A 14,375-nucleotide genomic window follows, 5' to 3' on the forward strand; every position below is an offset into this window, starting at 1 on the left:
TGAATGGGCTAAGAAGGCGTTCTTTTGCCTTCTTGGGCCATTTAGCTTATGACCTCGAGGGGCTAGCCGCCGTAGCTGGACAGGTGAGACCCCGCAGGGCGAAGCCCGAGGAGGCTCACCGCCAGCCCCGCGGAAAGCGAGCACCACTCGCTGCAATCAACCGCCACTCGCTACATCCAAAAGCAACAATGTTTACGAAAACAGCCTTTTCTTTAGTGTTTTCCTTATGTTGTAAATTATTCTGCATTCTTTTGACATGCGTCTATCGTCTCAGCTGTCATATTCCATTAATGAATTGTTCACAACAACTTTGCAAACATGAGGATTTCCTTTCACATTCATTTTATATCCTTGTTATGAGCTTATATCAGAAGGGAGAATGTAAAATGAATACACTCGTAAAAAAGGTTTGTTTAACCGCTGCCATAATAGGGGTAGGTGCCTCTTCCGTTCAGCCTGCACTTGCGGATACAAGGCATCCCTCTATGAATGACAACAAAATATTGAACATAGCGCATAGAGGAGGTTCGGGCTATGCTCCAGAGCATACTCTTCCATCGTATGAAATGGGTGAGGAAATGGGCGGAGACTACATAGAGCTAGACCTCCAAATGACAAAAGACGGTGAATTGATTGCGATGCATGATGAAACACTCGACCGTACAACGGATGGAACCGGACTGGTAAAAGATTATACCTTGAAGGAGATTAAAGAATTGGATGCCGGTTCCTGGTTCAATGACATATATCCTGAAAAAGCTAAGTCAGAATATGACGGGCTAAAGGTACAAACACTCGAAGAAATCATTCAACATTTCGGAAAAGACAAGCACTACTATATTGAAACAAAATCACCTGAAGTATATCCGGGTATGGAGGAAAAATTGCTGGAATTATTAGATGAGTACAACCTGACAAGGCAAAATGGCCCTTCAAGTAAAGTGATCATTCAGTCTTTCAGTGAGGCTAGCCTCCAAAAAATCCATGAAATGAATGAGGACATCCCCCTTGTTCAGTTAATTGATTATAAGACCAATGCTACCATCACAAACGCACAGCTAGACCATTATGAGGAATATGCAGTGGGGCTAGGAATGAGCTTCAAGAAAATCGATGAAGAATATGTAGATAAAGTCCGAGCTCATGACCTTATGATCCACCCTTATACTGTTTTAGAAAAAGAAGATATGAGAAGGTTGATTGAATGGGGTGTGACCGGAATGTTCACCAACTATCCCGATCGACTCCAGGAAGTATTAAAAGAAATGAAAAGGAAATAATTCCTATTGAAAAGAGCTGCCTTAAACGGCAGCTCTCTCTTTATGATCTTTGCTTATATTCATATTTAACGAAAAGCGGAAGAATAAGTGAGATAATAAACGCCATTAACACGAGAAGGCCGAATGTCACCGGTTTTGATAATCCCTGCTGTGGTGCAACCAGTAATCCAAATACCACGGCCGGTACCAAAATGAGAAAGGACACAATGAATTTTGAAACAAAATTGATGGTATGCCTTTTACCACACTGGCTGCATTCAATTGGCCTGTAAGACCTCCAAATCGAGAATAATAAGTCCTTCCACTCAAATTGATTGTTGCATATATTACACTTCTGCAAAGCACTTCCCCCTAGGTGTGACGACTCTTTTTCTCTAGTTTATCATTTTCAGGATAAGACGAATAGATAAAATTAGAGGTCCGTCCCTCTAAATCTTAAAAAGATAAAATTCCTTGCAGGGATTTCCCGGGTTTTTCCGAATATTGTACTATAACACTTATACATAAGGGGTAACTTCATTGATACAATTATTTAAATTAACTGTTGAAACGTTAGGTCAAAAAATGCCCGTATATATTTTTCGCGTGGATGATGTTCTGGTGGATACCGGACCGTACAGTATGAGAAATGAAGTTCGCTCGATTGTAAAAGAGCTTCCAATCAACAGGGTCATTCATACACATCATCATGAGGACCATACGGGCAATAGTGCCTGGATTGAAAGATTTTATTCCTTGCCTCAATGGATTCATCCGTTAGGAGTGAAAAAATGCAATCAGAGGACCAATCTTCCATTCTATCGATCCTTATTCTGGCATAACCGTGCACCATTTCATCCGGAAGGAATACAACAAGATGTGATTGAGACCGAAAACCATTTCTTCCAAATTGTCCATACGCCCGGACACGCAGAAGATCATATTGTACTCATTGATGAAGAAAAAGGTATTTGCTTTTCGGGGGATTTGTATTTATTCCATTCACCGACTTCTAATTTTTCATTTGAATCCGTCCCGGAATTGATCCGATCCATCAACAAGACCCTGTCCTACTCTTTTCAAGAAGTATATTGCTCTCATCAAGGACACCTTAAACACGGTAGAAAATTGCTGGAGAAGAAAAGAGATTATCTTCTGGATCTTCAAGATTCCGTCACTAAAGCATACTTGGAAGGAAAATCAGCTAAGGAAATTCGAAAACAACTTTTCCCTAGAAACAAACTATTTCAGTACATCTCATTCTTTGAAAACTCCCCCGCACATACGATCAAGTCCATCATCAAAGAAATATCCTAAAAAAAGGTCCGCCCTTTGCATTTGAGGGACGGACCTTCCATTTAATAATTCCCAAGACGTGTAAGTCTTCCTTTAATATCAAGGTTGATCATGACGTCCACTATTTTTGTTGCGACATATTGACATGCAATGGCATATAAAATGATGGTAAAATCGATGACAAAACCAGTCAGAAGCAGGACACTTCCATTAATAATGAATAACATTTTCCCAGGGGCATACCCATTCAGCTTAGAAATGATAAGAGCTAATATGTCCATTCCACCAGAAGACGCCCCCATTCTGAAAAGAATCCCGACCCCGAACCCAAAAAGGATGCTTCCAATCAGAAGATCCACGAGTACAAAAGAAACAGTCCCTGTGATTAGTGAACCTGACACGTCAACTACCCCGGATGTGACGGTAACGCAATACATGGTCCACAGGGCACTTTGCTTCCCGAGCCATTTCACCGCTGCCCCCAATAAACATGCATTCAGCACCCACAGGGTAACGGCAAAAGGAATTTGGAATACGTAATTAAATAAAACACTCAGACTTGCCGCCCCACCCGATGGGATGAAGTGAGGGAATAAAAACACAGCCATGGCCAATCCTTGTATACATGATGCCAATCCTAATATAGCAGCTTTTTTCAAAATCCCCATATGTATTTTGCACCCTATTCTGTAAAGGACTCTAATCAATAGTCTAGTAGCTATTGATAAAGTCCGCAACATCCTTTACTCATAATACCCAAGTCCTTCTATTTACCCGGTAGACTCATTCTATCTGCCATCTTCCTTTCATGTTCAATCAACCATTTTTTCCTGGTGAGGCCTCCTGCATATCCTGCCAGATCCCCGTTCGCCCTTATTACTCTGTGGCAAGGAATGATGATGGCAAGCTGATTACAACCATTGGCCCTTGCCACTGCACGAACAGCAGATGGATGATTAATCTTTTTCGCCAATTCTGTATAAGACCATGTTTCACCAACTGGAATTTTCCTCAGTTGATTCCAAACGCCCTTTTGAAATGGTGAGCCTTGTATAAAGAAAGGGGTTTTAAATTCTGACAGATCACCATTGAAATAAGCGTTCAGCTCCTCTTCAATCAATTGAAGGGGCTCGGTGGTCCCGGGAATGATTGCCGCCTTACTTTTCTCCCTTAACCTCTCCACTTCCCGCTCAAGCCCCCGTCTGTCAACAAACTCTAATAAATATAGAGCTTTTTCATCAGAAACCCCAATCATCGGTCCCAGTTTTGTATCGATCCATGCTGCATGAAACACAGTGTGAGTCCTTGAAGAGGCTGGAGGTGTTCCCATTATCCTTGAAAAGGCATCCCGGAAGCCGCTTCCTGATTCATACCCTGTTGCAATCTGGGCATCAATGACCTGGGAACCTGCCCTGATTTCCCTCATCGCAAGCCCCATTCTCCTTGCTCTGGCGTATTCAACAAATGTCATTCCAAACCTCTTCTTAAATTGACGGCGTGCGGTGGACGAATCTATGGATAACTCATTGAAATCCTTATCCTTCCAACGCTTCTCCGGATTACCTTCTACAGCCTCTACTAATATCTTTACCACTTCAGAAACACTATCCGGGTGGGATAAAGGTTTACACCTCTTGCAGGGGCGAAATGACGCAAGCATTGCTTGTTCTGCCGTCTCAAAGAATTCGCAGTTTTCGAACTTCGGTTTTCTGGCAGGACAAGCCGGTCTGCAAAAAACACCGGTCGTCTTTACTCCCACATAAAATACACCCTCATATTCCGTCTTTTTTTCCAACAATGCCTGATAGTACTCCTTTTTTACCTTTAACGATATCATCTTCATTCCCTCCTTATCCCTCTCATAATTTTATTATAATATACTCAATTAAAGATGCCGCCGAAAATCAGGCATCGTAATTTGAAAAGAGATGCCCCTGAATTTATCCTCTACATATTGAAGGAAATCCCCCCGAAAAACAGAAAATATATAAATAGAAACAAATTAAAAGCAAAAGGAGTTCTCCATATGACCCTCTCTACCCAGCAATGGAAAAATGCGAGAGCATATATTAAGCTTTACGCCAGACCTCTCGAACAAAAGTTATACTGCTTTTACTTCGAGGACGGAAGTATGGATGATGTCATCCAGGAGTTATCTTCCTTTCAAAATGAAGATGGAGGTTTCGGTCAAGCCATTGAACCTGACTTTCGGTTGAAAGGTTCCTCTCCACTCGCTACAACCATAGGTTTACAAATTGCGAAGAACTTAGCACTCCCTGCCAATCATCCCATAATCAAAAGGGCAATGGATTACCTAAATAACACTTATAGCGAGGAACTACAAGGATGGAATGCCGTTTCGGAAACGGTCAATACAGTGCCGCATGCTCCCTGGTGGCACTTCGATCATCAAAAGGGACATTGCGGGGTACAAGCCACCTGGGCGAACCCCAATGCAGAAATCGTAGGCTATTTCCATAAGTATTTCCCACTGCATCCTCGCCTGACGGAATGGACGGATAAAGCCCTCCAGGAACTTAGTGATCTATCCATCCCCCTCGAAATGCATGATTTTCTCTGTTATCAGAGGCTATCACAAGAGCTGAGTGGGGAAAAGAAAAAAAATGTGCTGGAATTCCTCATATCCAACGTAAGGAATACAGTCTGCACCGATCCTTCAAAGTGGGATCAATATGTGGCAAAACCACTGCAGATTGCGGGCGACCCATCCTCTCCGTTTTATGAGTCACTTAAAGAAGAAATACAAATGCAGTTGAATTGGGAATCAGAAAACCAGTGTCCAGAAGGGTATTGGCAACCCAAATGGTCCTGGTTCGGGCAATATGAGGATGAATGGAAAGTTGCGGAAACAGAGTGGCGGGGAATTCTGACCCTTAACATGTTAAGGATATTCCGGGCATATCGGGTGATTCCCACTCCCTAAATGATCATAAATAAACTCCGGCGACATTTGTCACCGGAGTTTCAACCATCATTGAAAGTTTTCCTCAAACCATCGCTTCGCCTCTTCCACTTCCTCCCGACGAAGCTCATGGCCTCCATCTGTCCAAAACTCAGTAACAGATGAATGGGCATTCTTTAGATTCTTCACAAGTTCTTCAGTCTCGGCCATTGGTATAAGAGGATCACGCTTCCCTGCACCGATGAAGACGGGAACACCATTTAATTCAGGCAGATCTACACCCCTCCGTGGGACCATGGCATGAAACAGGATACCTCCCTTTAAAGATTTATTTATATGATACATCAAGCTGGCTGCGATGTTTGCACCATTCGAATACCCCAAAGCTACGACATTGTCACGATCAAATCCATAATCAACTGCGCTCTCATCAATGAATTCTTTCAATTCGCGCGTACGGAAGAGCAAATCTTCCTCATCGAATACACCTTCTCGTAAGCGGGCAAAAAAACGGGCCATGCCATTTTCATCCACGTTTCCTTTTACACTTAATACGGAAGCTTCAGGTGCTATCATTGCGGCAAGGGGAAGTAAATCACGTTCATCCCCACCTGTTCCATGAAGCAATAAGAGTGTAGGCAGCTTTTTGTTTCCCTGCTTGTATAGATGTTTCAAGTTATTTCCCTCCTTATTCTTTCGTATCCAATGGCTTTAATTTCGCTTCAATAGATTCTCTTTGAGATTCGAAGTAAGGAGGAAGCGATAAATTTTCACCTAATGTATCGAACTCCTCATCCGTTTCAAAGCCGGGACCGTCTGTTGCAAGTTCAAAGAGGATTCCATTTGGTTCACGGAAGTAAAGGGAACGGAAATAGTAGCGCTCTACAAAACCTGAGTTCGGCAAACGGTTTTGAGTGATCCACTCCACCCATTTTTGAAGTTCACTTTCGTCTTCTACACGGAAAGCAACGTGATGGACACTTCCTCGACCAGGTCTTTCCCGTGGGATATCGCTTCTTTCTTGAAGATACACCTCTCCTCCAGTTCCACCTTCCCCTGTTTCGAATACGCGTATATCAGGCTGCCCTTTAATATCTGAAGGAAAGCTCCTTGTTTCTTTAAAGCCCAATACTTCAGTAAGCACAACTGCTGTATCATCTCCACGGGCAACCGTTAAAGTGACGGGCCCTAAACCGAGTACCCCGTGTTCAACAGGAACCGGACTCTTAACCCACGGTTTTCCTCCAGCCACCCCATCATTCATTTCGTCTGATACTAGCATAAGTCGCTGTCCTTCAAAATCAAGGAAGCTCAATGTAGCACGCCCGGTATGATGGGAAATATCGTCATGTTCTACACCAAACTCTTCAAAACGTTGTTTCCAATAAGCCAAGGAATCATCGTTATTCACCCTTAGTGCAGTCATTGAAATGCTGTTCGTACCCGTATATGTGTTTCCTGCATGTGGGATTTCAAAGAATGTAAGGTCCGTCCCCGGGTTCCCTCTCTCATCTGCATAGAAAAGGTGGTAGACAGAGGTATCGTCTTGGTTAATGGATTTTTTCACTAATCGTAAGCCAAGGGTCTTCGTATAAAATTCATAGTTTTTCTTTGCATTGGCGGTAATGGCAGAAACGTGATGCTGCCCCTTTAATGGTTTAAGGTTCATCATAAGTTCACTCCTTGAATAATAGTATTTCCTATTACCTATATCATACACGATAATTATCTTTAATTCAAGATATTTAATTTCAAGACTTATTAACAAATATATATTGTGGAAATTCCTTTTTAATCGCCTTGGTCATTGAGTCGGGGCAACTTGATCAAAAAAAAAGCATCCGTACATAAGGATGCTTTTCTAACTTACACGTCTTCATTTTGTTTAATGGTCAATGCCTGTGACAAAGTGGATGTAATGGTGAGATTTTCAAAATTCAATCCCAGTTGAACCGCAGTTTGTGCTATCTCGGGTCTCAGACCTGATAAGATCGGTTTTACTCCGATCAGCTGAAGTGCATCAATTAGTTGAAAAATTTGATGCGCTACCATCGTGTCAATTAACACGACTCCGGATAAATCAATAAATAGTTGGGAGACTTCCATTGCAACACATTGTTCCAAAGCATTCTCTAATATAAGCTCTGCTCTGGAAGGGTCAATATTTCCGACAAGAGGTAAAAGAGCTGTTTCGGAATTTAGTGAAATGATTGGTGAGCTTAGTTCATTGATGATTTCCTGCTGATTCAGTAGCTGCTGATCTACGACTTCAGACTGCAACTCTACAAATCGCAGCATTACTCGATCAAATGCTTCAATGAGCACCTTGCTCCACATATTCAACGAATCAACTATACCTTCATTTGTATGCTCTTCAGCATATTCCTTCAAGAAATCCAGGTATTGATTTCTAACCCTCATAAACTCCTTAAGAATATGGTGAGTGGGCGTCTCTAAATGTTCTTTATCACTGGCAATGGACAAAACCCATTCATCTAATTTTTTATGAAACGTTTCCATATCCTCAGCAAAAACATGACACAGGATACCATGAAACTGAAAGTTTTGACTTTTTAATTTTTCTACCACTTTCGGATCTTTTGAAGAATAAACACCACTTGTCGCATTTTTATCCAGAGAGTCATACCACTCATCTGTCAATTGACGAGCCCTACTTAATAAAAAAGTATGTAATTCCTTGTTTCTATGCATGTATGATTCCTCCTACAATATCGAACAAAATGACTAACTTCTTATTTCCTATCTGACATTATGAGCAGTCTGGAAATCATACTCTTCAAGGAGCTAATCCCTAAAAAACATTGATACTACCTTTACTCCCCTTTATTATATACACAATCAGGGAACAAAGTCATTCAAGAGGGTAGAACACTGATAAAAATCAACTTCAAAACCCATTTTATTTACCAGCGCTATATGTGCTTATCATAATAATAACCAATATACTATCAGAAGAATGTGTATTTTCCAAAAACATTACAACATTTTGTAATTTAACTCTACAATTCACAATATAAAGTGTATAATGATGATATTGATAGTGAAACAGACAGCAAGGGTATGTCTCGATATACTATTTTGATGTATAGGGATCTCCTATTAGAAACCAACCCCGAATCTTAATATGATGTCGTAAAGCTACTACTGAGTCATATGTCAAAATTGTTGGGAGCTGATGAGAGAATGAAGAAGAAACTGACTCGAAAGTGTATTGATACACTTGCTATCCGAAGTGCCTATCATTTTTGTTTGTCAATCGGAATCAAACCGAGTTTACTTAATCTATCGATGGTCACCGGATTCTCAGAAGAAAGAATACTTGAAATAATTGAAACAACGTTCAGTAATCAAAGTGTTAAAACAGAAAATCACTCTTCTTAATCTCTGTTTCCCCTTTATTACTCTACAAGCCGATTATCCTTCATCCAAAAACCCTTAACCTTAAGTTCTTACATTATCCAATTATCCATTTTTCTTATAACAAGGAATCCCTGGGGATTCTACCGGCAGTTTAATAAGAATTACTATTTAACCTAGCGACATCAATGAAAAAGGCAACTCCACTCTGAGAAGTTGCCTTTTTACTATGGTTTATAGTACATTGAAATATCTTGCTTCGGGGTGAGCAAAGACCATGGCGGTTACGGAAGCTTCCGGTTCCATCATACAGCCTTCTGTTAACTGAATCCCGATTCTTTCAGGTTGAATTAGCTTAAACAACTTTTTCTGATCTTCAAGCTCAGGACATGCAGGATATCCAAATGAAAATCGTTGTCCCTGGTAATGAGTCCTGAACCGGTCCTGCATTGTCAAGTCAACAGGGTCGGGGAATCCCCAACGGCTTCTCATCATTTCATGTACTCTTTCTGCGAGTCCTTCTGCTGTTTCTAAAGCGATAGCCTGGAGTGCGTGGCTTTCGAGGAACCTTCCTTTCTCTTTCAATTCCTTCGCCCACTGCCTGATTTTCACACCGGCTGTGACGGCAAAAAAACCGACATAATCCATTTCTCCACTTGCTACCGGCCTTAAGTAATCCGCTAAACACAGATGTTGGTTTCCGATTTGTCTTGGAAAATGAAATCTTTCTATTTCTGTGGAGGAATCATCCGGGTGATAGATAACAACATCATCACCTTCAGATTGAGCCGGAAAGAATTGATATCGAGCAGATGCCTGAATCATCCCTTCCTTTTTTGCTTTTTGGAACAATTCATCCGTCACTGCTTTAAGGCCGACCGTTCTTTCGTCTCCTTCTTCCAGTAATCTTGAAATTTTCCCTTTGATCCCTAAATGATGCCCAAGAAGCATCTGCTGATTAATGTAGGGATGGATTTGATCAAGTGAAAATTCTTTAATGGTGTGGGGAATCAAGTCAGAAGGAACATGGACTTTTACATCTTTTGAAACAGTGGAACGTATTTTCACCGCAACAGAAGATGTATTTCGATTCGGAGATTCTTCAGTCGATACGACCTTTCTTAATTTTTCGCGACTCTCCTCTTCCAACCGCAGCCTCGTTTCTTCATGTTGAATCCCATTCATGATGCTAAGTCCATCCATTGCATCCTTCGCATAAAGAACCAGGCCATCGTATTCCCTGCCAATTTTATTTGTAGTGAATTTTCGGGTGAGGGCCGCACCTCCTACTACCAGAGGAACTGATATATCAGACTGTTTTAAGTCTTGGGCAGTAATGACCATCTGCTGGGCAGACTTCACAAGGAGTCCGGACAAACCTACGATATCGGGCTTTTCTTCCCGTATGACCCCGATCAGTTCCTGTGGTGTCACTTTAATGCCTAAATCAATTACTTCATATCCATTGTTACTGAGGATAATATCAACAAGATTCTTACCAATATCATGAACATCTCCCTTAACCGTAGCCAAGATCACCTTTCCCTTTGAAGAAGAATTTTCCGTTTGTTCCATATGCGGTTCCAGATGAGCTACGGATGCTTTCATTACCTCTGCACTTTGTAATACTTCCGCTACGATCAACTGGTTATCATTAAACAACCTTCCGACTTCACTCATTCCAGCCATAAGGGGCCCATTGATGATTTCAAGGGGTGCGTCATACTTTTCCAAGGCGATATTTAGATCGTCAATCAGTCCTTCCTTCGTCCCTTCCACCACATAATGTGCCAGCCTTTCTTCCAATGTCATCGTGTTGACTGGTACCTTTACTTCTTTCTTTTTACCCCTATAAAACGCTGTAAATTCTGCCAGTGTTTCATCGGTCGTCTCAAAAAGGAGTTTCTCGGCCATTCGAACCTCTTCTTCAGGAATGGAGGCAAAACGCTCTAATTTTTCCGTATTGACGATGGCATAATCAAGGCCCGCTTTCGTACAGTGGTAAAGATATACCGCATTTAGGACTTCCCTTCCGACAGGGGGCAGTCCAAATGATACGTTACTAACCCCTAAGATATGAGGGCACTCAGGAAAGAATTCCTTTATCTGTCTTATCCCTTCAACTGTAGCATTGGCTGAACCGATATATTGCTGATCTCCTGTTCCCACAGGGAATACAAGGGGGTCAAAGATGATGTCTTCTGAAGCTATTCCATATTTCTCAGTTAACAGTTTATGTGAGCGGATGGCAATGTCTACCTTTCGCTCTACAGACACTCCCATTCCCTTTTCATCAATTGTGCCTACCACCACCGCTGCTCCGTATTCCTTCATCAATTTTGTTATCTTCTCGAACCGTTCTTCCCCATCTTCCAGATTAATCGAGTTAATAATTACTTTTCCTTGAGAATACTTCAATGCGGTCTCAAGCACTTTCTCATCCGTCGAATCAATAACAAGTGGAACTTTTACTTTTTTCACCACTTCCTGGATAAATACATTCATATCTTCTACCTCTTCACGATCGGGATCCGCAAGGCAGATATCGATTACCTGAGCTCCATTTTTCACTTGCGCTCTCGCAATCTCTGACGCTTCTTCTATCTTATTCTCTGCGATCAATCGTTTGAATTTTCGCGAACCGATGACATTCGTCCGTTCACCGACCAGAATCGGTCTTCTATCTGGATCTTCATAAACAAACGGTTCAATTCCTGACACTGCATGAGGATGAGATTCTTTAGGTTTACGAGGAGGTAATCCCTTCACCACTTCTGAAAGGGCACGGATGTGCTCCGGTGTGGTTCCACAGCACCCTCCAACAAGATTCAGCCAGCCTTTCTCAGCAAAACCCTTCATCTTTACACTGAGTGAATCAGCAGTCTCATTGTAATTTCCCTCTTCATCAGGTAATCCTGCATTCGGATAACAGCTGACATAGGTAGTTGCCAAACTTGATAAGGAACGAATATGATCCCTCATAAATTCAGGTCCGGTTGCACAGTTCAGACCAACGACCAAAGGGTTTAAATGTTCAAGGGATAAATAAAATGCTTCGATTGTCTGCCCAGCGAGTGTAGTGCCCATCGGCTCAATGGTTCCGGATAACAATATGGGAATCTCTTTCCCTTTGGAGTCAAAGGCAGTTCGAATGCCGAGGTTTGCCGCTTTTACATTTAAAGCATCCTGACTCGTTTCGAGAAGTAGTACATCAACGCCTCCATCGAGAAGACCTTCTGCTTGAACACGATAGTTTTCTACTAACGCATCAAAGCTTATTCCTCCTGTTACGGATAAGGTTTTGGTAGTGGGACCTAGAGATCCTGCAACAAACCTGGGCCACTCGGAGGTTGAGACATCTTCTACAGCTCTTTTGGCGATTTCAGCTGCTATTTTATTAATTTCATATGCTTTTGAGCCTATCTCATATTCGTCCAGTACAATGGGGGTAGCACCAAAGGTGTTTGTTTCAATCACATCAGCTCCGGCTTTCAAATATTCCAGATGAATCTGATAAATGACTTCCGGCGCTGTCAATACCAGATTTTCATTACAGCCCTCAAGCTCTTCTCCACCAAAATCCTCCGGGGATAAATTCGCTTGTTGAAGCATCGTTCCCATTGCTCCATCGAGTACAAGTATTTTTTTCCTAAGCTGTTCTTCAAACAAAGTGATGGCCATAGGGAACCTCTCTTTCTGTGTTGGTTTTCTCTTGTATATGATGAATCAGTTCAATGCTCATATCGTACCTGACAAAAGGCGTGATAAGATAAATCCCATTAAAAAGTTCTATTGCTGTATCAAGTAAGTCTTTTGCTATCTCCATTCCAACTGTTCTTGCAACGACAGGATCACTTCCTGCTTCCTTCATTCTTTGTCTTGTTTCTTCTGGAACGTTTATCCCAGGTACTTCATGATGGAGAAACTCTGCATTTCTTGAGCTGATCAGCGGCATGATCCCTATAAAAATGGGAACATCTAAATGCTTTGTAGCCCCATGTACTTGAAACAGCTGCTCTTTCCCAAAGATCGGTTGAGAAATAAAATAGTCAGCACCTGCTTTCTTTTTCTTTTCAAGTCTTTTTACAGAAGCGTCTAAATGACGGAAATTCGGATTAAAAGCTGCACCTACTGAAAATTGAGTTCGTTCCCGGAGTGATTTACCGGAAAAGGATATACCCTCATTGTTCTGTTTAATCAATTCAATGAGTTCGAGGGAAGATAAATCATAAACGGAGGCTGCCCCTGGAAAATCTCCAATCTTGGCAGGGTCACCCGTTATCGCTAATATATTGTGTATCCCTAACGTGTGTAAGCCCATTAAATGGGACTGAAGTCCAATCAGGTTTCGATCCCGGCAAGTGATGTGGACCAAAGGTGTAAGGTCAAACTTAGATTTGACCAGGCTTCCAATGGCATCATTACTTATTCGAGGCGACGCTAACGGATTATCAGCAAGCGTTAGTGCATCAATTCCAGCTTCCTTTAATGCCTCAGCACCTTGGAAGAATAGCTTCGTGTCAAGGTGTTTAGGTGGATCTAGTTCAACAATGATCGTTTTATTTTCTCTTACCTGCTCATGCAGCAAGTTTGCCTTGATAGAAGGTGACGATAACTGAACAACTTTTTTCTTTTTAACCTTTTTTTCTTTCACGGGCTCCCGGCTTTTTAACCTTGCAGCTACAGAACGAATGTGATCAGGTGTGGTTCCGCAGCAGCCACCAATGATTCTTGCACCTTGCAGTCTCAATTCGTTGCTTATATCACCAAAGTAATCAGGTTCAGCAGAGTAATAGAATCGACCTTCTTCATAGTTCGGCAGACTGGCATTCGGATAGACGGATAGAAACGCCCTTTTTGGTAGTGGTACCCCCTCCAGGGAATTCACCATATGAAATGGCCCCATGCGGCAATTGATGCCGACAACATCGGCTCCCAGTAATTCTAATTGTAGAAGGGCGTCTTTTATTTCCATTCCATTTTGAAGAACTCCGGTTTCATGAAGGGAAACTTGAGCAATAACAGGAATGTCTGCTTCACGTTTAGTAATGTTTAATACAGTGGTTAATTCTTCGAAATCATAAAAGGTTTCAAGCAGTATGCCATCTACACCCTCTAATAATAAACAGTATAGCTGTTCACGAAAGCTTCTTTTGATTTCTTCGAGGGACACATTTTGTTTAATGCCCCTGATTCCCCCGATCGTGCCCAGAATATAGGTGTTCTCTCCCGCAGCTTTTCTTGCCAGACGCACTGCAGCTGTATTAATTTCTTTAACCGAATCCTCCAATCCGTATCTGGAAAGCTTTTGATAATTGGCTCCATACGTATTGGTCTGTATGATATCTGCTCCTGCATCAATATACTCTTTATGGACTTTCAACACTTCATTTGGGTGAGAAAGATTCAGCTCTTCAAAGCATCTGTCCACTCCATATGAATACAACAACGTTCCAATCGCACCATCTGCAAGTAAGATTCTCTCTTTCAGTGCTTCCAGCAACGGCTTCATGACATCC

The 14,375-nt window shown here is 41.8% G+C and carries 11 protein-coding genes; 3 read left to right on the forward strand and 8 right to left on the reverse strand.

Annotated features, from left to right (window positions below; translation table 11 throughout):
- Positions 1 to 386: 386 nt before the first annotated feature.
- Positions 387 to 1,280 (forward strand): glycerophosphodiester phosphodiesterase, encoded by an 894-nt coding sequence (locus tag KYJ26_RS01690; protein ID WP_219165630.1) that lies wholly within the window; start codon positions 387 to 389, stop codon positions 1,278 to 1,280.
- Positions 1,281 to 1,320: 40 nt separating this feature from the next.
- Here KYJ26_RS01690 and KYJ26_RS01695 read toward each other — a convergent pair whose 3' ends face one another.
- Positions 1,321 to 1,620: a TIGR04104 family putative zinc finger protein gene (locus KYJ26_RS01695; protein ID WP_219165631.1), complete on the reverse strand. Its 300-nt coding sequence runs from the start codon at positions 1,618 to 1,620 to the stop codon at positions 1,321 to 1,323.
- 179 nt (positions 1,621 to 1,799) lie between these two features.
- Here KYJ26_RS01695 and KYJ26_RS01700 point away from each other — a divergent pair, with 179 nt between their 5' ends.
- Positions 1,800 to 2,576, forward strand: a complete 777-nt coding sequence (locus KYJ26_RS01700; RefSeq protein WP_219165632.1) for an MBL fold metallo-hydrolase — start codon at positions 1,800 to 1,802, stop codon at positions 2,574 to 2,576.
- A gap of 41 nt (positions 2,577 to 2,617) precedes the next feature.
- Here the strand turns inward: KYJ26_RS01700 and KYJ26_RS01705 are convergent, their stop codons facing one another.
- The gene (locus KYJ26_RS01705; protein ID WP_219165633.1) at positions 2,618 to 3,223 is read right to left on the reverse strand and encodes a YitT family protein; all 606 of its coding nucleotides are present in this window, start codon (positions 3,221 to 3,223) and stop codon (positions 2,618 to 2,620) included.
- Between the two features lie 98 nt (positions 3,224 to 3,321).
- Entirely contained in the window at positions 3,322 to 4,392 is a 1,071-nt protein-coding gene (locus tag KYJ26_RS01710; protein ID WP_219165634.1) for a bifunctional transcriptional activator/DNA repair enzyme AdaA, read from the reverse strand.
- Positions 4,393 to 4,581: 189 nt separating this feature from the next.
- On the opposite strand from KYJ26_RS01710, the gene KYJ26_RS01715 reads away from it, so the two are divergent.
- The gene (locus tag KYJ26_RS01715; RefSeq protein WP_219165635.1) at positions 4,582 to 5,499 is read left to right on the forward strand and encodes a hypothetical protein; all 918 of its coding nucleotides are present in this window, start codon (positions 4,582 to 4,584) and stop codon (positions 5,497 to 5,499) included.
- A gap of 48 nt (positions 5,500 to 5,547) precedes the next feature.
- Here KYJ26_RS01715 and KYJ26_RS01720 read toward each other — a convergent pair whose 3' ends face one another.
- The 5 genes from KYJ26_RS01720 to KYJ26_RS01740 form a co-directional block, all read right to left on the reverse strand.
- Positions 5,548 to 6,153 (reverse strand): alpha/beta hydrolase, encoded by a 606-nt coding sequence (locus KYJ26_RS01720; protein WP_219165636.1) that lies wholly within the window; start codon positions 6,151 to 6,153, stop codon positions 5,548 to 5,550.
- Between the two features lie 13 nt (positions 6,154 to 6,166).
- A complete protein-coding gene (locus tag KYJ26_RS01725) occupies positions 6,167 to 7,147 on the reverse strand; it encodes a ring-cleaving dioxygenase (protein WP_219165661.1) in 981 nt (326 codons plus the stop codon).
- Between the two features lie 197 nt (positions 7,148 to 7,344).
- Positions 7,345 to 8,190 (reverse strand): STAS domain-containing protein, encoded by an 846-nt coding sequence (locus tag KYJ26_RS01730; protein ID WP_219165637.1) that lies wholly within the window; start codon positions 8,188 to 8,190, stop codon positions 7,345 to 7,347.
- A gap of 900 nt (positions 8,191 to 9,090) precedes the next feature.
- On the reverse strand, positions 9,091 to 12,537 hold the full coding sequence (metH, locus tag KYJ26_RS01735; protein WP_219165638.1) for a methionine synthase: 3,447 nt from the start codon (positions 12,535 to 12,537) through the stop codon (positions 9,091 to 9,093).
- The gene (locus KYJ26_RS01740; RefSeq protein WP_219165639.1) at positions 12,518 to 14,368 is read right to left on the reverse strand and encodes a bifunctional homocysteine S-methyltransferase/methylenetetrahydrofolate reductase; all 1,851 of its coding nucleotides are present in this window, start codon (positions 14,366 to 14,368) and stop codon (positions 12,518 to 12,520) included. The genes metH and KYJ26_RS01740 overlap by 20 nt, the downstream gene beginning before the upstream one ends.
- Positions 14,369 to 14,375 lie beyond the last annotated feature (7 nt).

It is taken from the genome of Rossellomorea orangium (assembly GCF_019334305.1).
In the GTDB taxonomy this organism is placed as follows: domain Bacteria; phylum Bacillota; class Bacilli; order Bacillales; family Bacillaceae_B; genus Rossellomorea.

Bases quoted from the DNA above. Each gene is read 5' to 3' on its own strand.
- KYJ26_RS01690 (WP_219165630.1), top strand. From the start codon at position 387: ATGAATACACTCGTAAAAAAGGTTTGTTTAACCGCTGCCATAATAGGG.
- KYJ26_RS01705 (WP_219165633.1), bottom strand. From the start codon at position 3,223: ATGGGGATTTTGAAAAAAGCTGCTATATTAGGATTGGCATCATGTATA.
- KYJ26_RS01710 (WP_219165634.1), bottom strand. From the start codon at position 4,392: ATGATATCGTTAAAGGTAAAAAAGGAGTACTATCAGGCATTGTTGGAA.
- KYJ26_RS01715 (WP_219165635.1), top strand. From the start codon at position 4,582: ATGACCCTCTCTACCCAGCAATGGAAAAATGCGAGAGCATATATTAAG.
- KYJ26_RS01725 (WP_219165661.1), bottom strand. From the start codon at position 7,147: ATGAACCTTAAACCATTAAAGGGGCAGCATCACGTTTCTGCCATTACC.
- KYJ26_RS01730 (WP_219165637.1), bottom strand. From the start codon at position 8,190: ATGCATAGAAACAAGGAATTACATACTTTTTTATTAAGTAGGGCTCGT.
- metH (WP_219165638.1), bottom strand. From the start codon at position 12,537: ATGGCCATCACTTTGTTTGAAGAACAGCTTAGGAAAAAAATACTTGTA.
- KYJ26_RS01740 (WP_219165639.1), bottom strand. From the start codon at position 14,368: ATGAAGCCGTTGCTGGAAGCACTGAAAGAGAGAATCTTACTTGCAGAT.